Here is a 25,916-nt window from a genome sequence, read left to right as displayed (position 1 = left end):
AAGTCTTGCGGTTCTTTAATGCGTGGTTTAGAATACCGCGCCCCTGTATCAAATACGTTTCGCGTGTCCATATAACGAATACTCGGAAAAGTCAAGACTGTTTTTCTTGGGAAAATGTGGAGGATATGTGTTGGGTTGTGGTGGTTGCCGGTATCGATGCGTGTCGTTATGCTGGTGGTTGTCCGAAGAGTACAGGGGAGCCGATGTGGCTGAGATGGGCGTTTGCCCGGACCCTTATGACCTGAACAGGGTAGTGCCTGCGTAGGGATGTTACGAACGGTGCGCGTGCGCGTCTTCTCTGTGCTGACGGCTGGTGTTTGGCCGTGTGTTTCGTGGAAAGAGAAGGGATTTGGCGTGTCTGATGCGTCGCAGGTGCCTGAGCAGCTTGGTTCGGGTTCGAAGAAGTTGACTCCGAAGAATGTGCTGCTGGGTTTGCAGCATGTGTTGGTGTCCAATGTGTGGCTTGATCCGGTGTTTGTGGCTGGTGCCATTGGCTTGCCGTTGGCGTTGTCGTCAAATATGGTGAATGCCATTTTCATTGTGTCTGGTTTGGTCACATTGATTCAGGCCACGAGGTTGGTGCGTTTGCCGATTGTGCAGGGTCCGTCCGCCGCGTTCGATGCGTTGATGATCGCTGCGGGCACTGCTGGTTCGTTGGCTGCCGCTGGTACGTCGATTTTTGTCAGTTCGCTGATTTTCTTGGTGCTGTGTCTGACCCGTGTGATTGAGAAGATGCGTTTTCTGTTCGCGCCGATGGTGTCGGGCGTGATTATTTTTCTGGTTGGCGTTTCGCTGTCGAGTTTCACGTTGAGCGAGTTTCTTGGTGGCGCTCCCGGCGATGATGGTTTTGCCGATCCGAAGACGTTGGCCGTGTCTATCGTGACTTGCGTGCTGGTGGTGGCGCTTTCCCAGTTCGGCAAGGGTATGGTCAGGGCGCTTTCCTATCTGATTGCTCTGGTTGCCGGCACTGCGCTTTCGATGGTATTTGGCATGGCTGATTTTTCCGGTGTCGCGTCGAAGCCTTGGTTTGGTCTTCCTCAGATTATGCCGTATGGCGGTTTTGACTTTGATGCGGCGGTGTTTGTGCCGTTCTTCATCGCATATATGGTTGCGATTATGGAGGCGCTTGGCGTGTATCAGGCGGCCAGTGAGATCCAGGGCGTCAAGCTTGAGGATCGTCAGGTTCGTTATGGTTTGGCCGGCGAGGCTGCCGGTTCCGCGATTTCTTCGATGATCGGCGGTTTCACCACTACCGCGTATCCGCAGAATGTCGCGTTGCTTAAGGTCACGGATGAGGGCAAGACCCGTACCCGTGTGCCGGTGATCATCGCCGGCGTGGTATTTGTGGTTCTTGGTTTCATTCCGAAGGCCGGAGCGGTATTGTCGTTGATTCCTTCCCCTGTGATCGGCGGCATTTTCCTGCCGGCCGCGGCAAGCCTGATCAGCACGGGCTTCAATACGCTGCGCAAGGTGGAGTCGAACGACCGTTCCCAGGCGGTCATTGGATTGTCCCTGCTGTTGGGCATCGCGCTGCCGAGCGCGTTGAGCGGCTTGGAGGGCGGCGCTCACGTGTTCTTCTCCAATTCGATTCTGGTTGGGGCGTTCTGTGTGGTGATTCTCAAGGCACTGCTGATCGACCTGCCGAATCTGATCAATCGTCGTAAAGGAAACAGCGAAGCTGAAGTTCCGTCGCAGATCTGATTTGCTTTCGAATATCAGTATCGTTTATAGAAAGGAATACCGCATATGACATCAATGTCGTTGGGTGCCGACGCGCAGGAAGTCAAGGCAAACGTGCTTGAGTTCATCGAAAAGTATGGTTGCGAGGTCGCTCCGGATGAGGCGTTCGACGCGCTCGCACATAAGATTTTCGCTTTCCAGTTTGCCCATAACATGCAGTATCGCGCGTATTGCATGTCTCGTAGGGTGACTCCGCAGATGTTGTCGGATTGGATGGATATTCCGCCGATGCCGGTGGATGGGTTCAAGATGCTGACGCTCACTTCGGTGCCTGAAGATGATTGCGAGGCAGTGTTCATGACCAGCGGCACTACGCATCCGGGTCAGCGTGGACGCAACTATCATCCTGATCTTGAGGTGTGGGATGCGTCGATGATCGGCCCGTTCCGTCATTTCATCATGCCTGACCGTGAGCGCATGCGTATCGCGGTGCTCTCCCCTGCCTGGGAGATGAATCATAATGGTTCGTTGGCCCGTTATCTGACGCGTGCGGTGGAGCAGTGCGGCAGCGAGGGCAGCGGCTTCTTCTTCCATGAGGATGGTTTGGACTTCGCTGGTGTGGAAAAGTTCCTTGATCAGTCGGTGGCAGACGGCGAGCCGGTGATGCTGATGGGCGCTTCGTCCGCGTATCTGTATCTGCTTGACTATCTTGCCGAGCGGGGCAAAACCTATGCGTTGGCGAAGGATTCGCGTGTTTTCGATACCGGTGGTTTCAAGAGTACGAAAACCGATATGACCGTCGATGATTTGTATGCGAAGTTCCTTGAGGTGTTTGGCGTCGCACGCACGCATTGCGTGAACATGTACGGTATGACGGAGTTGAGTTCGCAGATTTACGATCAGAATCTGCTGTCGTACTATACGGATGGTTCGTCGAATTATCTGAAGGCGACGCCGTCGTGGGTTCGTTCCGTGTTCCTCGATCCGGCGACGCTCACGCCTGTCGCCGATGGCGAGCAGGGGGTGATCGCGCATTACGATTTGGCGAATTGGAATTCCTGTCTGGCGATTCTGACCGAAGATCTTGGCGTGCGCACCGATTCCGGTTACGAGCTCAACGGTCGTGCGAAGGGTGCGGAGGCACGCGGCTGCTCCATCGCCGTCGACGAGGTGATGGCGGCAAACGCATGAGCGTCATCGACATTTTCCATGCGCCGCGCGGCTTCGTATTTGAGGATTTCGAAACACGCGGCGTTCTCACCGACCGCGGTGAGGTCACGTTGCGTTATCCGGTACTCACGCCTGAGACTGTCCAAGATTTGTGCGAGACAACGCGTTGCAATCGATCGCAGACATTGGCAGCATATTCCGTCGAACACATCGTCGACATCATCGGCGAGGCGGTGGAATTGTGGACGAATCCCGATTATGAGGGTCGCCAGATAGCGGAGTCTCTGATTCCCTCCATCACCGGCTATGACGCGACGATGACGCGTATCGAACTGAAACGTTACATGCGCATGTTCCGCAGACGCGAACTATTGCGTTTTCTTGATGACGAACTGCCAAGCCCGCGCATGCTGGACGAATACCGACCGAACAAGTCCGGCGGATACACGCGCCTGTACGGGCCGGACTTGACATTCCACGTGTTTTCCAGCAATGTTCCCGGCATTCCCGTATGGAGCATGACCATGAGTCTGCTGACGAAAAGCGCGATCATCGGCAAATCATCGTTCGACGAACCGCTGATGCCCGTACTGTTCGCTCGTTCTCTGACACAGATCAACCCGGATCTCGCCGACGTATTGGCCATAGTGCCGTGGCGCGGCGGCACGGTAGAGCTTGAAGACGTGGCGATCGGCGAAGCGAACGCCGTGATCGCCTACGGTTCGTCGCACACCACCGAGGCGATCCGTCCACGCGTGAGCGCGGGCAAACCGTTCCTCAGCTATGGCGCACGCATCGGCTTCTCACTCATCGGACGTGAAGCGCTACGCGCGGACACTCACGTGCAAACCGTGCACCGTATGGCCGTGGACGTGGCCACCTACGACCAGCAAAGCTGCCTGGCGCCGCAAACCATCTTCGTGGAACGCGGCGGAGCCATCTCCCCCGCTCAGACGGCGGAACTGCTCGCCAGCGAGCTCGACTCGCAACAACGCAAATATCCACGATCAACCCCTTCCGACACGGAATCCCTCGCCATCCGCAGGGCACGCTCTCAAACCGAGATGCAAGCGCTGTTCATGACGTCCATGACTCCAGACAGCGCCGCACAGGCCGACCCACAGGCACCGTTCGTCATCGAATCGCCGCAAGGCACCGACTGGACCGTGCTCTACTACCCCAATACCAGCAGTCTCCCCTCGTTGGGGACACCGCTCAACCGCACCATTAACATCGTCGCCGTGGACCAACTCAAACACGCGCTGCCCACACTGAAACCCTACCGCGAGTGGCTGCAAACCTGCGCGATCGCCACAAGCTCATCCAGACTGTTCGCACTCGCGCAACAAGTGGGCGAATACGGCATCGACCGCATCTGCCCCGTCGGAGAAATGAACCGCGCGAAATCCGGATGGCACCACGACGGCGGATTCAACATCCTCGACCTCGTCAGAGCCGTCGACATCGAACGCAACACCGACCGTTACGCCGACACCTTCGACATCGACTACGAATAATCCCAAAGGACCTTACGTGAACCAGCAATCCGAACACCGGACACTCACCGGCAAAACCGCCATCATCACCGGCGCAAGCCGAGGCATCGGCGCCGCAATCGCACTCAGACTCGCACAACTCGGCGCCAACGTGACCATCGACTACCTAAGCAACGACGAACGCGCCCAACACACCAAGCAACACATCGAAAACGAAGCGGACGCACAAGGACGCGTCATCACATGCAAAGCCGACGTGACCGACGAAACCCAAGTCAACGAACTCGCACAAACCACAGCCAACACCTTCGGAGGCATCGACATCCTCATCAACAACGCGCTCAGCCACTACTCGTTCGACCCACGCAACCGCAACACCTTCAGCAACACCAGCTGGAACGACTACGCGACCCAACTCGAAGGATGTCTCAAAGGCACCTACAACACCTGCACGACCGCGCTGCCCTACATGCGACGCCAATCATGGGGACGCATCGTCAACATCTCCAGCAACCTCGTAGACAGCCCGATCGTCCCCTACCACGACTACATCGCAGCCAAAGGAGCACTCATCGGATTCACGCGCTCGCTGGCGCAGGAGGCCGGAGCGTGGGGCGTCACGGTGAACGCCATCGCGGCCGGTTTGACCGTGGGCACGGATTCGAGCCGCGCCACCACCGAAGACGTCCGCGAGCGCATCATCGCGCAGACGCCTTTGGGCAGGCTTGCCACGGCTGATGATATTGCGGGCGGTGTGGCGATGCTGGTTGGCGAGGACGCTCGTTTCGTCACCGGTCAGACGTTGCATGTCGATGGCGGACTCACGATGCGCTGATTACGAACATCCGGTGACAGCCTCGTTCTAGGCTCTATGCCATCGGGCCTGGAATGCAACAACCTGCATCCGAGGCCCGTTTCAATCTGCACACTGTATCCACCCATACCAAGATGGATCATCTAAAACCAATTCGTCAGAGGATTATCGGCATTACAACGAGCAGGCGTCGAAGAAACGCTCGATGACGGTGTCGTTGAGCAAGCGTCCGGTTCGGGTTGGAATCACACGTCCGTCACGGATAACGATAAGGCCTTCGTCTTCCATGGGCTGGATGCGAGCCATATCAACCATGTTTCCAAGGCGACTCAAATCCAGACCCTCACGTATGCGCAGACCAAGCATGATGATTTCTTCGAGGTTCTCCTCGTTGGAGATTCGTTCGCTTCCCGACCATGGCACATTATCATCGTTGATAGCCTGCCCCCACATGCGAGGATGCGCAATATCCCAGCTGCGCAAGCCCGACGATTTGACCGTTTCAGATGTTTCAGCCGACGTGGACTGTTCAACATCCATCACATTGCCGTAATGGCTGTGTGCGCCGGGACCGAGCCCCGCCCAATCAACATTGCGCCAATAGCCAAGATTATGTTGCGATTCATAACCAGGACGTGCCCAATTGCTGATCTCATACCATTCAAGACCGGCTGCGCTCAGTAGATCGTCGGCAATCTCATACTTGGTCGCCTCATCGTCATCATCAGGCGTAGGCAAGGTTCCAACAGCAATCTGACGTCCCATTTTCGTGTTCGGTGCGACGGTCAACGCATATGCCGAAATATGGTCAACACCCAAGTCGATCGCCGTCCGTACGGAAACACGCCAATCGTCGAGACTCTCCCCCGGCGCACCGTAAATCAAATCCACGCTGGAACGCATGCCGGCAGCATTTGCCGCTGCGATTCCCGCCGCCACATTGGCCGGGGTATGCGTACGATCCAATGTTTTCAGCACGCTTGGCACAGCCGACTGCATGCCGAAAGAGATGCGGTTGAATCCGCCGTCCGCGAGTTCCTTCACGTAATCGGCGTTCACCGTGTCCGGATTCGCTTCGGTGGTGATTTCCGCATTGTCGGCAATGCCCCACGTGTCACGCACGGCATTCAACATGGCGACCAGATCCGAGGCTTTCAGAATCGTGGGAGTGCCACCGCCGAAAAAGACGGTGGCCGCTTCCGGTTCGTTAACGCCATGCGCGATCTGCCAATCATGGACGATTGACATCTCGCGAATCACCATATTGGCGTAATTGCCACGCGAAGCGCCCGCTCCCATGTCGACAGCGGTATACGTGTTGAAATCACAGTACCCACAGCGCCGTATGCAGAACGGCACATGAATGTAGGCTTCGAACATCAGCCTTCGGTTTTCTGGGCGGCGCGAATCTTGTCTTTGGTGTCGCGGTCGTTGCCTGCGTCTCCGGTCGACAATGCGGCGATGAACGCCTCCTGCGGCACCTCGACATGGCCGAGCATCTTCATACGCTTCTTGCCGGCCTTCTGCTTTTCGAGCAGCTTGCGCTTACGGGAAATATCGCCGCCATAACACTTGGCGAGCACGTCCTTGCGCAGTGCGCGAATGTTCTCACGTGCGATAATGCGGGAGCCGATGGCGGCCTGAATCGGAATTTCGAACTGCTGGCGAGGAATGAGCTCACGCAACTTCTTCGTCATCATCACGCCGTAGGAATACGCCTTATCCTTATGCACGATGGCGCTGAACGCATCGACCTTCTCACCCTGGATGAGAATATCGACCTTCACCAGATCGGCGGACTGTTCGCCGTCCTCATGGTAGTCGAGCGACGCATAGCCCTTGGTGCGGCTCTTCAACTGGTCGAAGAAGTCGAACACGATTTCGGCCAACGGAATGCGATAATGCATTTCCACACGGTCGGCGGAAATATATTCCATAGTGCCCATCTGTCCACGATGGTCCTGGCACAAGTCCATAACCGCGCCGATGAATTCCTTCGGAGTGATGATGTCGGCGGCAACCACCGGTTCGACGATCTGCTTGATCTTGCCGTCGGGGAATTCGCTCGGATTGGTCACACGATGCACGGAATTGTCTTCCGCGGTGACCTCGTATGGCACGTTCGGTGCGGTGGAGATCAAGTCGAGATCGAATTCGCGGCTCAGTCGTTCGGTCACGATTTCCATATGCAGCAGGCCAAGGAAGCCGCAGCGGAAACCGAAACCCAACGCCACGGACGTTTCCGGCTCGTAGATCAAAGCCGCGTCGTTGAGCTTGAGCTTGTCGAGCGCCTCACGAAGTTCCGGATACTGCGCGTTGTCGATTGGGAACAGGCCAGCGTAGACCATGGGCTGCGGGTCACGATAGCCTTCGAGCGGATCGGCCGCAGGCTTGAGCGCGGAAGTGATGGTGTCGCCCACCTTGGACTGGCTGACGTCTTTCGCGCCGGTGATAACATAACCGACCTCACCCGCACCAAGCGCCTTCGTAGGCATCATGTCTGGGCTGATCACGCCGATTTCAATCGGATCATGGGTCATGCCGATACCCATCATGTGCAGTTTCTCACGGGAACGCAACTCGCCATCGACCATACGAATGTAGGTGACGATGCCGCGGTAGGAGTCGTAGACGGAGTCGAAGATCAGCGCACGCGCGGGAGCTTCCGGATCGCCGGTTGGTGCAGGAACGTCGGCAACAATGCGGTCGAGCAGTTCGGTCACGCCTTCACCGGTTTTACCGGACACGCGCAGCACTTCGGAAGGATCGCAACCAATCAGACCTGCGATTTCCTCGGCATGCTTGTCTGGTTCCGCGCTGGGAAGATCGATTTTGTTCAGTACAGGAATGATGGCCAGATCATGGTCGATGGCCATATACAGGTTCGACAGGGTCTGCGCTTCGATGCCCTGCGTCGCGTCGACAAGCAGCACTGCGCCTTCGCATGCGGCGAGAGCGCGGGAAACCTCATAAGTGAAATCGACGTGGCCTGGAGTGTCGATCATGCCGAGGGTATATTCAGTGCCGTCGAACGTCCACGGCACGCGCACAGCCTGCGATTTGATGGTGATGCCACGCTCCTGCTCAATATCCATACGATCCAGGAAACGATCACGCATCTCACGTTCGGGCACGATGCCGCTGAGCTGCAGAATACGGTCTGCCACCGTGGACTTGCCGTGATCGATATGCGCGATGATGCAGAAATTGCGAATCAACGACTGATCGGTGAAACCGGGCTGGTTATGCTGCTGGCCCACGCCATCCTCCTCTTGAAATATTCGACGCAAACGATTCTAACTGCTAGTATCGGCATGGTGAGTCGCGACACTCCTAAGCCCGTTGGCAATTTATCCGCGCGCCATGTTATCATCATCGTTTGTATGTCCTTATAGAAAACGTCGTTTGGAGAAATAGTGGCAAACATTAAGTCGCAGAAGAAGCGCGTTCTCACCAACGAGAAGGCCCACAAGCGCAACGTGGCCGTGAAGTCCAGCCTGAAGACTGCCGTTCGCGCCACCCGTGAAGCTATCGCCGCCGGCGATAAGTCCGCAGCAGAAGCCGCCTACAAGGTCGCAGCTCAGAAGCTCGACAAGGCTGCTGGCGCTGGCGTGATTCACAAGAACCAGGCTGCTAACCGCAAGTCCGGTCTTGCCGTGGCCATCAACGCTCTCTGAGTTTTAGAAGCTCACAGCTAACGAAAATCCCGCAGGTTTTTCCTGCGGGATTTTTTGTTACGCAAATGTCTTCCGTTTAATTACCATCTCACTGTCGCTACCTACGCTTGTCACACTTGCGTTTGTCGGAATCCTTATCAGAATGAATGACCGGTCGTTTCAAATATTTCGCTTCACTTGGCAGATATGTATTATGACGCACCAACGCTCCCGGAAGCTGAATGTCGAAAATCACCGATACCAATCGCATGCTGACCATCAATGCGACGATCAGCAGATCAAGCACCACTTCGGCTGGAAAACTGACGATTCCAGCGTCCACGCCTTTGCAGACAAGCACCGTCAGTACGCACCCCACGGCAGATGGAACCGCATACCAATGTTTGTCACGAATCACCATCGGCACTTCGTTGATGAGCATGTCTCGAATCAGGCCACCTCCAAGCGCGGTGAACATGCCGAGAAAAACCGCGGTCATGCCTGACGTGTGGTACATCATGGCTTTGCTGGTACCGTTGACCGCATACAATCCCAATGCCAGAGCATCCAACGACAGCATGGACCATTTGAGCCTGTTGATTTCGGGATGGCACACCGCGACGGCCACCGAAGCCAGCAGAGCAACGATCACCAGTCCTTTATCCGACACGCCTACCGGTGGCGCGATGCCCAGCAGCACGTCACGGATGATTCCTCCGCCCAATGCGGTGAGCCATGTGGTGACGAGAATCGCGAAGATATCGTAGCCTTTGCGCACGGCGGCAAGTCCGCCGCACATGCCGCAGCAGAACGTCGCCAAATATTCAATCCCCCAAAAGAAGGCATTACTCTCCAACGCCACCGACATGCTTTCCCATCCTTTTCCCTTCCCTCACTTCCCTCACTCTCGGATTTCGCGACTTCCCATCGTACACAATAAGCCGAGGGGCGGGAAACATGGTGTTCGACCGTAGGCTTGGCCGAACGGCCTTGAGTATGTCGAATACCATGTTCCCCGCCCCTCGGCGGACTTTGAACTATAAGTCAGTCGCGAAAAATCAGCAGACCTTCCACATCCAGTTGTGCGGATCCTCGATCTCGCCAAGCTGGATGCCCAGCAGCTGGTTGCGCAGGTTCACGGTGAATTCGCCGGAGTTGCCGTCGGCAACGGTCACGTCGAACTTCTCGGACTTGAAACGACCGATCGGGGTGATGATGGCTGCGGTACCGCAAGCGAACACCTCGGTGACTTCGCCGGACTTGATGTCTTCGAGCAACTGGTCCAGAGCGATCATGGTTTCGACCACGTCGTGGCCGTTGTCCTGGATGAGCTGAATCAGGGAGCGACGGGTCACGCCCGGCAGAATGTTGCCGGTCAGAGACGGGGTCTCTACGTGGCCGTCCTTGTGCACGACCATCATGTTCATGCCGCCAAGCTCCTCGAGGTAGGTCTTGGTAGCGGCGTCGACGAAGCAGACCTGCTCGCAGCCGTGGTCGATGCCGGTGTATTCGCCCAGCAGGGATGCGGCGTAGTTGCCACCGCACTTGGCGAAGCCGGTGCCGCCAGGGCCGGTGCGGAACCACTTGTCTTCAACCCAGATGCTGACCGGCTTCACGCCGCCTGGGAAGTACGGGCCGGACGGGGATGCGATCACGCAGTAGTCCACTTCCTGCGGAGCACGCACGCCGAGGAACGGCTCGGAAGCGAACATGAACGGACGCATGTACAGGGTGTACTCGCGGCGGGTCGGAACCCAGTTCACGTCACGCTTGACGAGGGCGGCCACGGAACCGATGAAATCGTCGATCGGCAGTTCCGGCAGGTACAGACGCTTGGCGGAGTTCTGGAAACGCTCGGCGTTCGCATCCGGACGGAACAGCCAGGTGGAGCCATCGGCATGACGGTAGGCCTTCAGACCTTCGAAGCATTCCTGAGCATAGTGCAGAACGGATGCGCCCGGATCCATCTTCAGCGGCGCATACGGCTCGATGCGGCGGTCTCCCCAGCCTTCGCCCTTGGTCCAAGTCATGTGGGCCATGTTGTCGGAGAAGACCTGACCGAATGCCGGCTTGTCGATGAGTTCGGCACGTTTGGCGTCGGATGCCGGGTTGTCGTTCGGGAGCACGGTGAACTTCTCGGTGAGCTTGTCAAGCTCTGCCGGATCGTGATGATTCTGTTCAGTCATTCTTTACTTCTTCTTGTTGCAGCCACCCGAAAGCGGCCCGCGGTTGTTGGTATCCCAGTGCTTGTGGCACCGGTTCTGGTTAGTAACTTTCCCACATCATAATCTCTTTCGATTACAAGCGTTCGCGATATGAGATAGGAAGAAACATCCTGCGAAAAAGTCGCCGCCCTCACGCCTGATTGATGCTCTATAGACTCGGAACGTATTCTGAATTGTTCAAAAAATGACTGTGCCTCATTCCCCAAAACACCATTATGACGTTCAGGTCTCTGACAGCGGGATGTGGGTGAGAATGATGGGGCGAGTAGTTTCGACGTCGTAGTACAACATGCCGCTGTCGCCTATTGGGGTGAGGAGACTTCATGGCGGAAGGCGCTGGAAACGCAGCCTTCCCAACGCTCGTCGCGTTCTGCGTGTTCCGTTCGTCGCTTCCGGTCATGCTGCGATCCTTTCGGGTGAAGCATGCAAGCCAACCCTCCGATGTATTGGTGGATACTCGAAAAAGCAATACCCCCGTCATTAGACGGGGCAATAAGATTGTTGGCGTCACGATGCTTGTTTCAGCGGCGTTCTCCTGGATTGCGGATCTGCATGGCCGCGCCGTCTTCCATGATTGAGAAGCCGTGCTTCTGGTAGAAGGTGGCGTTCTTGCTTTCTTCCTGCATGACTTCAATATAAAGGTAGTCGCGATATCTCTCTTTGACCATGCCCACCAGGTGGCCTGCGATGCCATGACCCTGATATTCCGGATCGACCAGCACGTAATGCATATAAGCCACCATCTCAGTGTCATCGAGCACGCGCACCAAGCCTACCAAGCGGTCGCCGTCCCATGCGCTGAACACGGTGGACGATCCCATCAGAGCCTTGTACAGACGTTCCGGATATTTGCCTGACACCCATCCGACGGATCGGAACAGTTGCTGCGTCCGTTCTTTGGTGAACTTCTTTTCATCGGTATACGTGATTCCCATAGCCCCGAGCGTGGTTGCATGCTACGCGCGGACTGAAGCCAGTCTCTGCATTCGGACGTGATTTTGGAATCACGTTTACGTTGGCTCAGGCCAGCCAGTAACCGCACGCAACGGCCATGACGGGCACGACGATCGAAGCCAGAGCATAACCGATGAAACAAGCGATTTTCCCATTGCGCAGGAGCGTAACCGTCTCGTTCATCATGGTTGAGAACGTTGAGAAACCGCCGAGAAATCCTGTTGCGAGCAGTAGGCGGCAGTCGGGGCTTATGGTGTTCGCCGCGAACAATCCCGCCACCAAGCCGGCAAGCAGACCGGCCACAACATTGATGGCAAACGTCGAAAGCGGGAACGTTTTGCGCCACAATGCCTTGATATACGAATCGCAGATATAGCGTGCGGCCGCGCCGACGCCACCGCATGCGCATACGCCGATCGCAAGCATTGCGCTCATCGAATCGCCTCCTTGTCAGCATGTTCGTCTTTGTTTCGTTCCGCCAACCACGAACCGCATAAGGCACCGGCGTAGGCGAGCGAAAAACCGACAATGAACGTTGCGCAGCAATAGGTGAGGACTCCGGGAATCGCATGATCGTCAATCATCATGAATTCTTCCAATGCGAGCGTGGACATGGTGGAAAGGCCTCCGCACATGCCCATGCCGAATCCACGATTCACGTATTCTTTTGCACGGCCTTTCAACAGACTGGAAGATCCCAGCCATGCGGAAAGCGCCGCATATACGAAGCAGGCCACCATATTGGCCGCGAACGTACCGACATGGAAGCCGCCCACGTCCGCAATGGACGAGCTCGCATACCGCAGTCCCGTGCCGACGCATCCGCCAAGGAATACCACCGTCACCACATCAAGCCGAATAATATGCTTATTCAAATGTTTCTCTCTTCCGCACCGTCTCACTTCGTCTCTCGTGCATTGTTTCCATGCATCGTCAGTCATGCTAGTCGTTATTCGATTGGAATGCTGATGCATGCCACGTATTTGCTGGAATCCTGCGTCAGATCATTGTCGATCAGTGTGATCTCACGTGGGAAGCCTACCACCGTCAAATGATGATTCTCGATATAGTCCATTAATGTGCGGCATCAGGATGGCTGCCGGGAAAACGGATCGTCACGCAGTCCGTCTCCGGCAGTACGCAATCGCTCCCTTCGTACCCGACAGTGCCATACGGGTTCACTGAACGTATAGGCGAGTATACGTCCGTATCCACCCGTTGTATCAATATTGCGTAAGGAATGCAGGATGCGCCGTCAGTCTCTTATGTCTTCCAGCTCATAGAACGGGTGTTGCCGAGTATGAAAAAGCCCATGTGCGTCTGAGCACATGGGCTTTTTCATCATCTCTTACGGTTGTTCAAAACCGTAAGATGGAAGTTTGCTTCCTTAAGCTATCTGAACTCACTCAGCGTTTTCAGCCGGAGCGGTTTCGACCGGAGCAGCCTCATCGGCAGCGTCTTCCGGCACCTCGACGGTGACGACGGACTCTTCCGGATCCTCGACGTCGAGCACAACGCCTTCCGGCAGCACGACGTCCTTGGCGAAGACCTTGGAACCGTCGGTCAGGCCGTCAACGTTGACCACGATCTTCTCCGGCAGGTTGGCGACATCGGCGCGAACCTTGAGCTCCTGAATGTCGACGAATGCGACGGCAGCGCCCTTCGGGGTGCCCTCGACGAACACCGGCACCTCGACGTCGATCTTCTCGCCGGCCTTGACCTCGTAGAAGTCAACGTGCTCGACGATGCGCTTCACCGGGTTGCGCTGAACGTCCTTGACGACGGCCATCTTGGTCTCGTCACCGAACTTGATGGTGAACAGAGCGTTGGTGTGACGCAGGGACAGGGTGGTTTCCTTCATCGGCAGCTGCACGAAGACCGGCTCTTCGCCGCCTGCGTACACGGTGGCCGGAATAAGGTTGGCGACGCGCATGCGGCGGGCAGCGCCCTTGCCGAACTCGGTACGGGCAGCGCCTTCGAGGGTAATGGTGGTAGCCATGGGCTATTTCTCCTTATGTTTTATTCGTTCATTCTGTTTCGGCGCATCAACGAGCCGTGAATCAACCCACAAGGAGCCTACAATCACACGCCGAGTCGATTACGGAAGCCATACGCTTCCCTCGCCAAGACAACAGTTAACCAGTATACGGCGAGGGCGGACATTATCGAAAAACGTCTCACATCAAAAATGAAAAAATCTGTCAAAGCCCACGAAAACGCCGTACGCACGTACAATCGATAGTAATTGTGAACAATCCGTCAATCGCAAGGAAACGAGACAGCAATGAAGCATGACAATGACACAATCGTTCGCGACATTTGCATCGCCACGGGAGCCGTGACGGCTGCCTGTATCGCATCGTTGGCTACGACTGCGAAATACCTGTTCCATTTCTGCATCGATACGCAATGGAAACGTTCCGTTTTCCATCAATCGCTGATTGCGCCGGAGCGTATCGAAAAACTTCAGCAGGGTGAGGCACAGGAAGCAGGAGAATGGTTCGCGCAAGCCAAACAGCCTGTGACGATTACCAGCGATGATGGACTTCGACTGCATGGATGGCTGTTCGATCCGGATTGCACTGCGCCAAAACCACACCTGTACGCAATCTGCATGCATGGTTATACCGGTGTACCGGAGGAAACCGCGAAATGGGCACATCGTTACGCCCGCATGGGCTTCACCGTATTGGTTCCGTCACAGCGTGCCCAAGACTTGAGCGAGGGACGGTACGTCGGCATGGGCTGGCTTGAACGCAATGATCTACTGAATTGGATCGACCTTATCGCGTCGAGTGACGCCGACGCCCGTATCCTGCTGTATGGCGGTTCGATGGGCGCGGCAACGGTGATGATGACGACGGGAGACCCGCGTCTGCCGCGCAATGTGGTGTCCGCGATTGTCGATAGCGGCTACACGTCTGCGCGCATGGTGTTCATCGACAGCCTTCGGCATTCGTCGCGTCTGCCGAAACCGCTTGCCGCGGTATGTGTGGATGCCGCGGGATTGTTCTGCAAACATTATGCAGGGTACGATTTTTCGGAAGCCACCTGTCTGCAGTCGCTCAGACATACTGTCATTCCGATGCTGTTCATTCATGGCGAACAGGACGACATCGTGAGCTCACGTTTTCTCAAGATCAATTACGAAGCGTGCTCGAGCATCGATCGAGAAAAGCTCATGGTTCCCGACGCACGCCATATGGAAGCATCCGTCGTGGATCCCGAACTGTATTGGAACACCGTCAATGCCTTCATCAAACGCGCATTCGAATTGTGAGCCATGAAAACTGTGTCAAGGTTCACATGAGATTTTCCTCATGCTTATCCCCAAGGTGAACATACACAATGTTCATTTGTTGGAAAATCCAATGAAATCAACGGCTTACCCACTTCTGCCGCCTCCCGGCACGCTCAAGGCCACGGAATACTTCACCATTATCTTGTTGTTTGTTCGTCGCAGGGCGAACAAACAACAGAGAGGAACGAATATTACATGGCCAATCAACATCCTTGGCATGTCGGCCGTCTTCCTTGGACCCTTCGTCGAAAAGGACATCAAGAAATCGGCTTTGATCTCAACGGTCTGCTTCGCCTGCAGGTTCGCCGGTACCGGAGCCAGTATCGCGGCAGGATGCCCCCGGCGTGCTCATCTTCTATGGCGTAATCATGGGCATTGGATTGGGCGTCGGCTATCTGACGCCGGTGAAGAACCTAATGCTGTGGTTCGCCAAAGGTCTCGCCACCGGCATCGCCGTCGCGGGATTCGGTCTGGCCAAGGCCATCGCGGGAAGCATCAGCGTCATCCTGACCGTCGATGCCGTGTTCAACGCTGCCGGTGCTGCTTGAGCAGCACTTTGGCATGAAGTCAGTGTCCACCGTGCACGGACTGGCTTTGAGCGCGTGGGCGTTCGCCGGATTGTCCGGCAACCAGTTGGCATCCTTCGTCGTCTCTCATGCGACGGATGCGGCCCACCGATACAGCGCGCTGATTCCGATCATCACCGTACTGTACGCCGTCGCTCTCGCGTCCATCATCGCCGTGACGCTCGCCACGAAAGGCAAGGGCGCCAACGCCTTATCATCACGTTGAGCGGCATGATACATCGTTCAACACGCTGACACGGCGGATGAGCCCATCAACGCCTTATGCGGATGTTCTGGGCATTCGCTTGTTAGCCGCCCTGCGCCGGGGAACAGACTCTGGTTCCGCTCCCCGGCGAACTTCTTCCCATTGATATATACGATGTATATGATTCTTTCCTTTCCCAATCCATTTCCCCGTATTCCACCGCATCGCCTTCCGATTCACGTACGCTGACGGTAGCCGTGAAAAACAATGGCATCCCCTCCGTTGCGGTCGAATATATGGATCAGATACCACAATTGCAGCAATACCATGACGAACAGGGTTCCCCTGCCCGCGTGTTTTCCGCCACACAGGTACTGTAGTGGGTATGGAACAATCATCTGGAGCTTTCCCGCCGTCCCGCATCGAAGTGCGCGGTGCCTGTGTACATAATCTCAAGAACGTCGACGTCGACATTCCGTTGAACAAATTAGTCGGCATCGCCGGTATCTCCGGGTCCGGAAAGAGCTCTCTCGCTTTAGGTGTGCTATACGCTGAAGGATCCCGACGTTATCTGGAGGCTTTGTCGACGTATACCAGGCGACGTCTCACCCAAGCGAGTCGAGCGCAGGTAGTCGACATACGTCATGTGCCCGCGGCTCTCGCCCTCCATCAAAGACCTTCAGTGCCCGGCGTGCGATCCACGTTCGGCACGATGACGGAGCTGCTCAACAGTCTGCGTCTGTTGTTCTCCCGTTGCGCCTCACATGTCTGCGAGCATTGTGGCGAACGCAACCGTCCCACAATGAACGTGGCGGCCGAGTTGCCTATACGATGCACATCCTGCAATCAACTCATGCACCCACCATCCGCCGAACAGCTGTCGTTCAATTCCGCCGGCGCATGCCCGACCTGCTCCGGAACAGGCATCGTGCGAACCGTCGACCGTGCTTCCCTGGTACCAGACGAGACCAAAAGCATCGACGCCGGCGCAGTATTACCATGGGGATCGTTGATGTGGGATCTGATGAAGCAGGTGTGCGGCGCGATGGGAGTGCGCACGAACATTCCATTCAACCAGCTGACCGACGCCGAGCGGGACATCGTGTTCAACGGCCCGGCCGTCAAGAAGCATATTCTATACAAACCGAAGAAAGGCAATGATTTCGCCGAACTTGACTTCACGTACTTCAACGCCGTGTATACCGTGGAGAACGCGCTCGCCAAAGCCAAGGATGAGAAGGGTATCAAACGCGTGTCGAGATTCCTCAGCGAGCAACCATGTCCGGATTGTTCCGGTACGAGGCTTTCACAGCAGGCTCGTCAACCGCAGATTCTCGGTATTAATCTGGCACAAGCCACGGCGATGACACTTGACGAAACGATACGTTGGGTGCGTTCAGTACCCAAGTCATTGCCGCAGGAGATGCGTGCGATGGCCACAGCCATCTGCGAATCGTTCGAGGATACGGCCGAGCGGCTCGTGGAACTCGGATTATGCTATTTGTCGCTTGACCGCGCAGGTGCGACACTGTCCACCGGCGAGCGCCAACGTGTGCAGTTGGCCCGTTCGGTGCGTAACCGCACTACAGGCGTGCTGTATGTGCTGGATGAACCGTCTATCGGATTGCATCCGGCGAATGTGGATGGACTGTTGGGCGTGATGCGCGATTTGGTGGCTGACGGCAATTCGGTGGTTGTGGTCGATCATGATACCCGTGTGCTTGCCGCGATGGATCATTTGGTGGAGATGGGTCCAACGGCCGGTGCCGAAGGCGGTCATGTGATCGCTCAGGGTGCGGTGGCGGATGTTATGACGGCACCTGGTTCTCAGATAGCGCCTTTTCTGCGTGATGGTGGCAAAATACATGAGCGGGCGCGGCCGCAGATTGACTTAGATGCGATGTTCGCCAAGGGTCGGATTCATTTGGAGACGAATACCGTGCATACGGTGCATCCGTTATTGGTGGACATTCCGCGAGGACGTCTCACTGTGGTGTCTGGCGTGTCGGGTTCCGGTAAGACGACGATGGTATTGGAGACACTGGTCCCTGCGTTGCGCTCGGCCGCTGATGGTACCGTTTCCCCGAGCTCGATTCGTCTGATTGACGCGGATGGCATTTCGAAAGTGGAACTGATCGATGCCACGCCCATTGGAGCAAACATCCGTTCGACCGTGGCGACATATTGCGGTGTTCACGATGATCTGCGTCGTGCGTTTGCGAAGACTTCCGATGCCCATAAGAAGAATCTCAAACCTGGCGCATTCTCATACAACACGGGCAAGTTGTGCTGCTCCACTTGCGATGGAACCGGTACCATTTCGTTGGACGTGCAGTTCCTGCCCGATGTTGACGTCACGTGTCCCGATTGCCATGGGACACGGTATGCACAGACCGCCGATGACATTCGATTGGTTTGCGCGGACAGCGTCGCCCGTTCACTGCCGGAATTGATGTTGCTAAGCGTCGACGAGATGATGCCTCTATTGGATTTCCTACGCCCCGTTCGATCGAAACTGGCCACACTGCATGAGCTTGGCCTGGGGTATCTGACACTTGGCGAGCCGACTCCTGCGTTATCAGGCGGCGAAGCGCAACGGCTGAAGCTGGCCAGCGAAATGGGACGCGGACAGTCCGGTTCGGTATTCGTGTTCGACGAGCCGACGATCGGGCTACACCCGTTGGATGTGCTGGTATTACTACGCGTGTTCGACTCGTTGGTGGCTTCTGGGGCGACAGTTGTAGTAATCGAACATGATCTTGATGTAATCGCGAACGCGGATTATCTCATCGACATGGGTCCGGGCGGAGGCATGGCCGGCGGTCGCATCGTATGCGAGGGAACACCGGAAACGGTCCGTGCCTGTCCTGACAGCGTCACGGGCAGATATCTGCGTGGATGATCCGACGCGAACTCGCCCGTGACGGTTTCCCATAGCTGCTTTCCTCGGGGTTGTCTGGGATACAGTCAGAAATCCCAGTCATCGTCGTCGGTCTCGACTGATTTGCCCATTACGTACGAGCTTCCCGAACCGGAGAAGAAGTCATGGTTCTCATCGGCGTTCGGACTTAACGCGGCAAGGATCGACGGGTTCACGTCGCAGATCTCTTGTGGGAAAAGCGCTGGATATCCGAGATTCATCAACGCCTTGTTGCCGTTGTATCGCAGGAACTTTTCGACATCTTGCGTCAATCCGACAGGCTCGTAGAGGCTGCGCGTGTACTCCACCTCGTTGTCATACAACTCGTTGAGCAGGTCGTAGGTGTAGTCGCGCAGTTCGCCGCGTTTGTCCTCGCTGACCAGCTCAAGCCCTTTTTGATATTTGTATCCGATGTAATAACCATGCACGGCTTCGTCGCGGATAATAAGACGGATCACGTCGGCGGTGTTGGTGAGTTTGGCATGCGCGGAGAAATACATCGGTAGATAGAAGCCTGAGTAGAACAGGAACGATTCCAGCAGCGTGGAGGCCACTTTGCGCTTGAGTGGACTATCCCCCTCGTAATAGTCGAGCACGATGCGCGCTTTCCTTTGCAGATACTCGTTCTCCTCACTCCAAGAGAACGCCTCGTCGATCTGTCGGGTGGAACACAAGGTGGAGAAAATCGAGGAATAGCTCTTGGCGTGCACTGACTCCATGAACGCGATGTTCGTATAGACGGCTTCCTCATGCGGGGTAAGCGCATCGGGTATGAGGCTGACCGCGCCAACGGTTCCCTGGATGGTGTCAAGCAAGGTGAGACCGGTGAACACGCGCATGGTCAACGTATGCTCGGCCTCGCTCATTGTGCGCCAAACGGGCAAATCATTGGAGACGGGCACTTTCTCCGGCAGCCAAAAATTGCCGGTCAACCTGTCCCATACCTCAAGGTCCTTGTCATCCTCAAGTTTGTTCCAGTTGATGGCACTCACACGGTCAATGAGCTTAATCCTCTGTCGAGGTACGGATATCGGCGCCATGATGGTCGTCCTTTCTAATCGTCGTCTTATCGTCGCGGCCGTATAACCGCCTGTATTCGTCCGGAGCCGTCAGACGAAGCATCGCGCGGTAAACCAAACGAGACATGTCTTTTCTTTTCCTTTCAAGTCACAGGTTTCACAACATGCAACTGACGCAGCCTTGTACTTCGGTGCCAGACAACGCCTGCTGACGAATGCGGATGTAATACAGCGTTTTGATGCCTTTGCGCCATGCATAAATCTGCGCCTTGTTCAAATCTCGGGTAGTCGCCGTATCGGGGAAGAACAAGGTCAACGACAGGCCTTGATCGACATGCCGCGTTGCCTCGGCATACGTATCAACAATGGCCTTCCATCCGATTTCGTACGCATCCGCGAAATACTGGAGATTGTCGTTGGTCATATACGGAGCTGGATAGTAGATCCGTCCAATCTTGCCTTCCTTGCGAATCTCAATCTTCGAGGCGATAGGATGGATGGAACTCGTGGAATGATTGATGTACGAAATTGACCCGGTGGGCGGCACGGCCTGTAGATATTGGTTGAAGATACCGTCACGTATGATGTCGTCACGCAGACGACGCCAATCATCCTCGTTGGGGATATGGATGCCCCGCCGTGCGAACAGCGACGCGATTTTCCCGGTCTTCGGCGCCAGCGAGCGCTCGCCGTTCGTATATTTGTCGAAATAGTTGCCTGCGCCTGCAGGCTTCGCATAGGCGGACCGTTCGAAGCCTGCAAACCGTGTTCCGCGTTCGACTGCGAGCTCATGCGAGGCACGGTAGGCATGGTATGCAACGGTCATGAAGTACATGTCGGTGAAGTCGAGGGCTTCCGGTGAACCGTACATGATCGATTCTCTGGCAAGGAATCCATGGAGGTTCATCTGTCCCAGGCCGATGGCATGACCTTCGTCGTTGGCGCGTCGGATGGATGGCACACACGCGATGTCCGTATGTTCCGACACCGAGGTCAATGCGCGAATCGCACGTTCCACGGTTCGTCCCAAATCACCGTCCATCGCTTTGGCGATGTTGAGCGATCCAAGATTGCAGGACACGTCACGTCCCACGTGATTGTAGGACAGATCCTCATGATAGGTGCTTGGCTCCTGCACTTGGAGGATCTCCGAGCACAGGTTGCTCATGGCGATTCGTCCGTCGATCGGGTTGGCTCGGTTCACAGTATCTTCGAACACCATGTACGGGTATCCGGATTCGAATTGCAATTCGGCCAAAGTCATGAAGAACTCTCGTGCGTCGATGTAGGTTTTCCCGATGCGTTCATCGTCCACCATATTCCGGTAGTTTTCGCTGATGGAGACATCGGCGAAGGGTCTGCCCATGACGCGTTCGACGTCATATGGGCTGAACAGGGCCATAGGTTCGTGTCTCTTCGCCAGCTCGAATGTGATGTCGGGTATCACTACTCCAAGAGCCAAAGATTTGATACGGATCTTCTCATCCGCGTTCTCGCGTTTGGTATCGAGGAAATGCATGATGTCCGGATGATGAGCGTTGAGGTACACCGCACCGGCACCCTGTCTAGCGCCCAACTGGTTGGCGTAGCTGAAAGAGTCCTCAAGCAGTTTCATCACAGGCACAACGCCGCTGGACTGGTGTTTGATGCGCTTGATGGGCGCGCCGGCCTCGCGCAGATTGCTAAGCAACAGCGCGACGCCTCCACCTCGTTTGCTCAACTGCAATGCGGCGTTGATGCCACGCGATATGGACTCCATGTTGTCTTCGATACGTACGAGAAAACAGCTGACCGCCTCTCCGCGCTGCGCCTTGCCGAGGTTGAGGAAAGTGGGCGTCGCCGGTTGGAAACGTCCTGATATAAGTTCTTCGAAATACGATTCGGCGGCCGCATGGTCGCCGGCGGCAAGCGCGAGCGCAACGGCGGCCGCGCGTTGCGGGAAGTTCTCCAGGTACTGTTTGCCGTCAAAGGTTTTCAATGCGTATGAGCGGTGAAACTTGAAAGCTCCGAGGAATGTATCGAATTCGAATCCGCAGTCATCCACGTTGCGGTAGAACCTGTCAAGGAATTCGGCATCATATTGGGCAAATACGGATTCGTCGTAATAGCCGTCTGCGATGAGCCGGCTGAGTCTGTCTTGTGTGGAGTTGAAACGGACGGTGTTCGGCAGCACGTGCTTTTCGACGTACTCGCGTACGGCTTGGATGTCTTTATCAAATTGGATGCGCCCCTGCTTGTCGTAGAGATTCAGCATCGCGTTGAGCGAGTGCCAGTCATGGGCGCGATCGTAGGAGGCTATGACGTCGGTTGCTGCGTGTGGTGTCGTTGAATCTTCTGGCATGGTTATCGTTGTTCCTGTTGTGTGTATTCGTCGAAAAATCTGCGCAGTCCTTCGCGCACGGTCGCGGTGTCTTCTGAAGTGCCCATCAGTTCGAACCGGTAGAGTAGCGGCACGCGGCATTTAGCCGCGATGATGTCGCCTGCGATGCCGTAGGCTTCGCCGAAGTTGGTGTTACCCGATGCGATGACGCCGATGATGCCACTGCGGTTGCGTTCATCATTGAGGAATCGTTTGACTTGCACGGGCACTGCTTTGCCGATTGTTCCTCCGCCGTATGTGGGTGTCAGCAAGACGTAGGACTCATCCACATGCAGCTCCGGCTCGTCCGGCCGCAGCGGTATGCGCATTGTATGAATGCCGAATTCATCCAATCGGCATCCTTCGACGAAGCGTGTCGTATTGCCCGATGCCGACGAGAAGTACACCAACGCGCTCACCGGCAGCGAGCCTCCAGCTCGTGGATTTTGTCGGGACGATACCCGGACCAGGATTCGTCGTCTGCGATGATGACTGGCATCTGCCGCCATCCTTCGTTCCGCAATCTGTCGGAAATACGTGCGTTGGCCGTAATGTCGACAGTCGTATAGGGAAGGCCTCGTTTGTCCAATTGGCGTTTCGTCGCCGTGCATTGCGGGCAGTTTGCTTTGGTGTATAACGTAATGTTCATGTTCCACGTCCTTTCACGACCGTACGTCGTTGGTATGTGGCACACATTATCCGAACGAAAATAAAAATCAAGACCACAACATACAGTGTCTCGTCACATTTTCAAACACTATATACGGCGTGTTTCCAGTATTGGCAACAGTTTTGAAGTTCTCGAGCAGGACGTGGGCCGGATTTGTGGGATTTTTCACATCGGATGCAATCGTTCTTCACCGAAAGCCCCATGCCATAAAAAGGCATATAGGAACCAGGGTCTTATTCCCTTCGGGAAACCAGCCGTCACTCACTCAAGTTGACCTTGGACACCCAATCATGCACCAACCGCAGAAAAGACAGACATCCCGCACCCCGGCAACGCAGATTCAGGTTTCTTCGCAGAAATCTGCAGAGAGTCTTTCGGCACACTTTTCGATCGAGCTGGGAGATATCCGACATACCATACCGACCAACGGTATGTATAATGTCGGTGTATTCGACTCCATCATCGAAGGAGAGGCATATGGCGCGCAATGCGCACCCTGAAGTGACACGACAGCGAATCCTTGACGCCGCGAAAAAGCTGTTCGCGCAAAAGGGGTATGAGCGCACCACGATTCAAGATATTCTCGACGAGCTCGAAGACCTCAGCAAAGGCGCTATCTACCATCATTTCAAAAACAAAGAAGCGATGCTGCATGCGCTGGTAGATTCCGACAACGAACGACTTCTTCCCCAGGCAAATCAAGAGGATGGCTCACGAAACGGATTGCAGAAACTACGCAATTCGCTCATGATGCAGATTACCGACACCGAACATATGACCCTCATGCGCGATGCGTTTCCCCTGCTGAACGACCCGAAAATCCTCGCCGAAAATCTTCGCATCTGGCGAACCGACAGCACCAAAATCGCGTACGACTTCATCCAGGAGGGGTTAAGGGACGGTTCAATCACAACCGAATACCCTCAAGAAGCCGCGGAACTTTTTTCACTGCTGTTCAATTACTGGCTAGCCCCAAACTTCTACCCCATCACTACCCTAAGTGAATTCAAGCATCGCATCCACGGTCTTGGATTGATTATGGACTCGCTCGGAGTTCCACTTATCGATCACGACAGTGATATGGAAGATCGGCTTGCGGAAGGCTTCTTCCTACTCGCCAGTAATCCGCAATAAAAGCTCGGCAATGTCAATCTGTCTTTATTTGTACCTTTTTTACATACCGTCAGTCGGTATCGAAAGGAATAGTCATGAAAAACTCGTCAGCAAAGACACTCCAATCCAGCTTGTGCTCCGCAAACTTCATCCTGCTTGTACTCGGTCAAGGCATTTCCTTGTTCGGCAATACCATGCTCCGATTTGCCATGTCCATGTGGGTACTGGACGAAACCGCATCATCCACGACCTTCGCCACCGTGCTGGCCATATCCGTCATTCCGACCATACTTATTAGCCCATTCGGAGGTGTTATGGCCGACCGAGTAAGCAAACGTGCCATGATGGTGGCGCTCGATATCATCTCAGGAATCGTCACACTGCTCGCGACTGTGTTTTTCGCACTATCCGGATTCAACATTCTCGCCATCGCCATCATGCAGGTAGTGTTGGCAGTACTCGATGCCATGGAAACTCCCGTCGTGCAATCCGCACTGCCACAAATCATCGGAAGAGAGTCCTCCACTGATCTTCGCCGAGGCGCGGCCATCATCAACCAAGTGCAGCAGCTCAGCCAATTACTCCCGAGTTTCCTAGGTGGCGTGATGTACGGGCTGGTCGGCATTCGACCGATGATGCTCATCACCGCAGCATGTCTTATGTCGGCAGCCATGGTTGAATGCTTCATCAGACTCGCAAAGCCCCTATCGAATCAAGATGATGCCGGCATCTGCCTGCTCGACGTCATCATTGGCGATATGCATTCGGCGACCGCTTTCCTGCTTCGCAAGGAGCCGACCGTAGCACGATTAGCCGGTGTTTGCACATGGATCAATCTGATACTGACTGGATTCAGTTCAGTAAGCTTTCCTTACATTATTCGAACTACGTTAGGCTACGATGCGGCGACATATGGTCTATGCGATGGCATTATCGGCATTGCCGGCATAGCGGGAACATTCATCGCTGGCTGTTTCGCCAACCGTTTGAAATCACGAAACGCCCCTTCGTTGTTGTTCGTGGAAAGTCTTATGCTGCTCCCACCGGCCATCGCCTTCCTGCTTCCATGTTCAACGCAAACCAAGCTCATCATGCTGGTGCTCTGCACTGCGGCAGTCATAATCGCCGTTGATTTCTTGAACCTCATTCTCGTACCATCTATTCAGATGAGGACACCAACCGCGCTTACAGGCAAGGTCATGGCCATTATTTCATCATTGACGATATGCGCCCAGCCACTCGGGCAGATGCTTTACGGATGGCTGCACGCACATTGCACGGTTTGGCTTATTCTGCTGATTTCAGCACTGGCATCACTACCCTTGGCATGGTTGGCTCGCCCACTGTTTGCGCACCTTGACGATACGATTTCCAAGTAAGGCAGGGTAATGAAGCCGATATACGAACGTCCGTATGCTGAGAATGCCGCCCAACATATTGCGATTCGGCTTGAAATCAGCCTTCCTTAAACGAATGCCTTTCTGCTTGCAACGAATCACCACCAGCGCGACGATCACACTGATGGTCTGTGCAAAGATTGTGCCAAGGGCCGCATCTGCCGGACCAAGCTGAAAATGCCCCATGAACAGGTAGACGCGTGCGATATTGAAACACTGATTCCCAAGCTGGCAGGAACCACTTGGCTGAATCACTATCTTGAGAGCCTGCCGAATCTGGAAGCCCAGAAACAGATGTGCAGACAAGTTATCAGCATGCGATGTTCAACAGCTGACATCAGTTATACAGGAATGTTCGATCGGGGTTCTTT

Annotated in this window: 23 protein-coding genes, 1 pseudogene and 1 riboswitch; of the genes and pseudogenes, 10 read left to right on the top strand and 14 right to left on the bottom strand. The window is 55.3% G+C overall.

Features of this window, described 5'->3' with window-relative positions; all coding sequences use genetic code 11:
- Positions 1-183 precede the first annotated feature (183 nt).
- Positions 184-286: riboswitch (TPP riboswitch) on the top strand.
- The 4 genes from BBPC_RS04325 (at position 268) to BBPC_RS04310 (ending at position 5,181) form a co-directional block, all read left to right on the top strand.
- Positions 268-1,701, top strand: a complete 1,434-nt coding sequence (locus tag BBPC_RS04325; protein ID WP_004221847.1) for a solute carrier family 23 protein — start codon at positions 268-270, stop codon at positions 1,699-1,701. (Overlaps the previous riboswitch by 19 nt.)
- A 54-nt stretch (positions 1,702-1,755) precedes the next feature.
- Positions 1,756-2,871, top strand: a complete 1,116-nt coding sequence (locus tag BBPC_RS04320; protein WP_004221844.1) for a LuxE/PaaK family acyltransferase — start codon at positions 1,756-1,758, stop codon at positions 2,869-2,871.
- Positions 2,868-4,367: an acyl-CoA reductase gene (locus BBPC_RS04315; protein WP_004221842.1), complete on the top strand. Its 1,500-nt coding sequence runs from the start codon at positions 2,868-2,870 to the stop codon at positions 4,365-4,367. The genes BBPC_RS04320 and BBPC_RS04315 overlap by 4 nt, the downstream gene beginning before the upstream one ends.
- A gap of 16 nt (positions 4,368-4,383) precedes the next feature.
- Positions 4,384-5,181 (top strand): SDR family oxidoreductase, encoded by a 798-nt coding sequence (locus BBPC_RS04310; protein WP_004221839.1) that lies wholly within the window; start codon positions 4,384-4,386, stop codon positions 5,179-5,181.
- A gap of 153 nt (positions 5,182-5,334) precedes the next feature.
- Here the strand turns inward: BBPC_RS04310 and hemW are convergent, their stop codons facing one another.
- Both hemW and lepA read right to left on the bottom strand, forming a co-directional pair.
- Positions 5,335-6,540, bottom strand: coding sequence for a radical SAM family heme chaperone HemW (gene hemW, locus BBPC_RS04305; protein WP_004221832.1), 1,206 nt, complete (start codon positions 6,538-6,540; stop codon positions 5,335-5,337).
- Positions 6,540-8,420: a translation elongation factor 4 gene (lepA, locus tag BBPC_RS04300; protein WP_022245173.1), complete on the bottom strand. Its 1,881-nt coding sequence runs from the start codon at positions 8,418-8,420 to the stop codon at positions 6,540-6,542. The genes hemW and lepA overlap by 1 nt, the downstream gene beginning before the upstream one ends.
- A gap of 156 nt (positions 8,421-8,576) precedes the next feature.
- Between lepA and rpsT the strand changes: the two genes are divergently transcribed.
- Positions 8,577-8,837 (top strand): 30S ribosomal protein S20, encoded by a 261-nt coding sequence (gene rpsT, locus BBPC_RS04295; RefSeq protein WP_003835031.1) that lies wholly within the window; start codon positions 8,577-8,579, stop codon positions 8,835-8,837.
- A gap of 97 nt (positions 8,838-8,934) precedes the next feature.
- On the opposite strand, the gene BBPC_RS04290 is transcribed toward rpsT, so the two are convergent.
- The 7 genes from BBPC_RS04290 to BBPC_RS04265 all read right to left on the bottom strand — a co-directional run bounded on the left by BBPC_RS04290 (position 8,935) and on the right by BBPC_RS04265 (position 13,994).
- Positions 8,935-9,684: a trimeric intracellular cation channel family protein gene (locus BBPC_RS04290; RefSeq protein WP_004221823.1), complete on the bottom strand. Its 750-nt coding sequence runs from the start codon at positions 9,682-9,684 to the stop codon at positions 8,935-8,937.
- A gap of 190 nt (positions 9,685-9,874) precedes the next feature.
- On the bottom strand, positions 9,875-11,002 hold the full coding sequence (locus BBPC_RS04285; RefSeq protein WP_004221819.1) for a branched-chain amino acid aminotransferase: 1,128 nt from the start codon (positions 11,000-11,002) through the stop codon (positions 9,875-9,877).
- Positions 11,003-11,562: 560 nt separating this feature from the next.
- Positions 11,563-11,976 (bottom strand): GNAT family N-acetyltransferase, encoded by a 414-nt coding sequence (locus BBPC_RS04280; protein ID WP_004221810.1) that lies wholly within the window; start codon positions 11,974-11,976, stop codon positions 11,563-11,565.
- 85 nt (positions 11,977-12,061) lie between these two features.
- Entirely contained in the window at positions 12,062-12,430 is a 369-nt protein-coding gene (gene crcB / locus BBPC_RS04275) for a fluoride efflux transporter CrcB (RefSeq protein WP_004221807.1), read from the bottom strand.
- Entirely contained in the window at positions 12,427-12,936 is a 510-nt protein-coding gene (locus tag BBPC_RS04270; protein WP_004221805.1) for a fluoride efflux transporter FluC, read from the bottom strand. Before BBPC_RS04270 ends, crcB begins: the two co-directional genes overlap by 4 nt.
- 8 nt (positions 12,937-12,944) lie before the next feature.
- The gene (locus BBPC_RS10175; protein WP_004221803.1) at positions 12,945-13,070 is read right to left on the bottom strand and encodes a hypothetical protein; all 126 of its coding nucleotides are present in this window, start codon (positions 13,068-13,070) and stop codon (positions 12,945-12,947) included.
- Between the two features lie 327 nt (positions 13,071-13,397).
- Complete coding sequence (locus tag BBPC_RS04265; protein ID WP_004221801.1) at positions 13,398-13,994, bottom strand: 50S ribosomal protein L25/general stress protein Ctc; 597 nt, start codon at positions 13,992-13,994, stop codon at positions 13,398-13,400.
- A 285-nt stretch (positions 13,995-14,279) separates the two neighbouring features.
- Between BBPC_RS04265 and BBPC_RS04260 the strand changes: the two genes are divergently transcribed.
- The 3 genes and pseudogenes from BBPC_RS04260 to BBPC_RS04250 all read left to right on the top strand — a co-directional run bounded on the left by BBPC_RS04260 (position 14,280) and on the right by BBPC_RS04250 (position 18,969).
- The gene (locus BBPC_RS04260; protein WP_004221799.1) at positions 14,280-15,275 is read left to right on the top strand and encodes an alpha/beta hydrolase; all 996 of its coding nucleotides are present in this window, start codon (positions 14,280-14,282) and stop codon (positions 15,273-15,275) included.
- 40 nt (positions 15,276-15,315) lie between these two features.
- A pseudogene (locus BBPC_RS09560) lies at positions 15,316-16,088 on the top strand (hypothetical protein).
- Between the two features lie 364 nt (positions 16,089-16,452).
- On the top strand, positions 16,453-18,969 hold the full coding sequence (locus BBPC_RS04250) for an excinuclease ABC subunit UvrA (RefSeq protein ID WP_033524012.1): 2,517 nt from the start codon (positions 16,453-16,455) through the stop codon (positions 18,967-18,969).
- Positions 18,970-19,034: 65 nt separating this feature from the next.
- Here the strand turns inward: BBPC_RS04250 and nrdF are convergent, their stop codons facing one another.
- The 4 genes from nrdF to nrdH all read right to left on the bottom strand — a co-directional run bounded on the left by nrdF (position 19,035) and on the right by nrdH (position 23,014).
- On the bottom strand, positions 19,035-20,027 hold the full coding sequence (gene nrdF / locus BBPC_RS04245; protein WP_004221780.1) for a class 1b ribonucleoside-diphosphate reductase subunit beta: 993 nt from the start codon (positions 20,025-20,027) through the stop codon (positions 19,035-19,037).
- Between the two features lie 136 nt (positions 20,028-20,163).
- Entirely contained in the window at positions 20,164-22,347 is a 2,184-nt protein-coding gene (gene nrdE, locus BBPC_RS04240; RefSeq protein ID WP_004221779.1) for a class 1b ribonucleoside-diphosphate reductase subunit alpha, read from the bottom strand.
- A gap of 2 nt (positions 22,348-22,349) precedes the next feature.
- Positions 22,350-22,874, bottom strand: coding sequence for a class Ib ribonucleoside-diphosphate reductase assembly flavoprotein NrdI (gene nrdI, locus BBPC_RS04235; RefSeq protein WP_231857847.1), 525 nt, complete (start codon positions 22,872-22,874; stop codon positions 22,350-22,352).
- Positions 22,781-23,014 (bottom strand): glutaredoxin-like protein NrdH, encoded by a 234-nt coding sequence (gene nrdH, locus BBPC_RS04230; RefSeq protein ID WP_003835061.1) that lies wholly within the window; start codon positions 23,012-23,014, stop codon positions 22,781-22,783. Before nrdH ends, nrdI begins: the two co-directional genes overlap by 94 nt.
- A 498-nt stretch (positions 23,015-23,512) precedes the next feature.
- On the opposite strand from nrdH, the gene BBPC_RS04225 reads away from it, so the two are divergent.
- Positions 23,513-24,169 carry a TetR/AcrR family transcriptional regulator gene (locus tag BBPC_RS04225; protein WP_004221771.1) on the top strand — a complete coding sequence of 219 codons (657 nt, stop codon included), beginning with the start codon at positions 23,513-23,515 and terminating at the stop codon, positions 24,167-24,169.
- 74 nt (positions 24,170-24,243) lie between these two features.
- Positions 24,244-25,527 (top strand): MFS transporter, encoded by a 1,284-nt coding sequence (locus BBPC_RS04220; RefSeq protein WP_004221769.1) that lies wholly within the window; start codon positions 24,244-24,246, stop codon positions 25,525-25,527.
- On the opposite strand, the gene BBPC_RS09800 is transcribed toward BBPC_RS04220, so the two are convergent.
- Positions 25,465-25,851, bottom strand: a complete 387-nt coding sequence (locus tag BBPC_RS09800) for a hypothetical protein (protein WP_129901833.1) — start codon at positions 25,849-25,851, stop codon at positions 25,465-25,467. The genes BBPC_RS04220 and BBPC_RS09800 overlap by 63 nt on opposite strands.
- Positions 25,852-25,916: the final 65 nt, after the last annotated feature.

Origin of the sequence: Bifidobacterium pseudocatenulatum DSM 20438 = JCM 1200 = LMG 10505 (assembly GCF_001025215.1) — a bacterium.
GTDB lineage: Bacteria > Actinomycetota > Actinomycetes > Actinomycetales > Bifidobacteriaceae > Bifidobacterium > Bifidobacterium pseudocatenulatum.
Note: the sequence above shows the minus strand (reverse complement) of the source record. Positions and strands in the feature narration are given on the sequence as shown.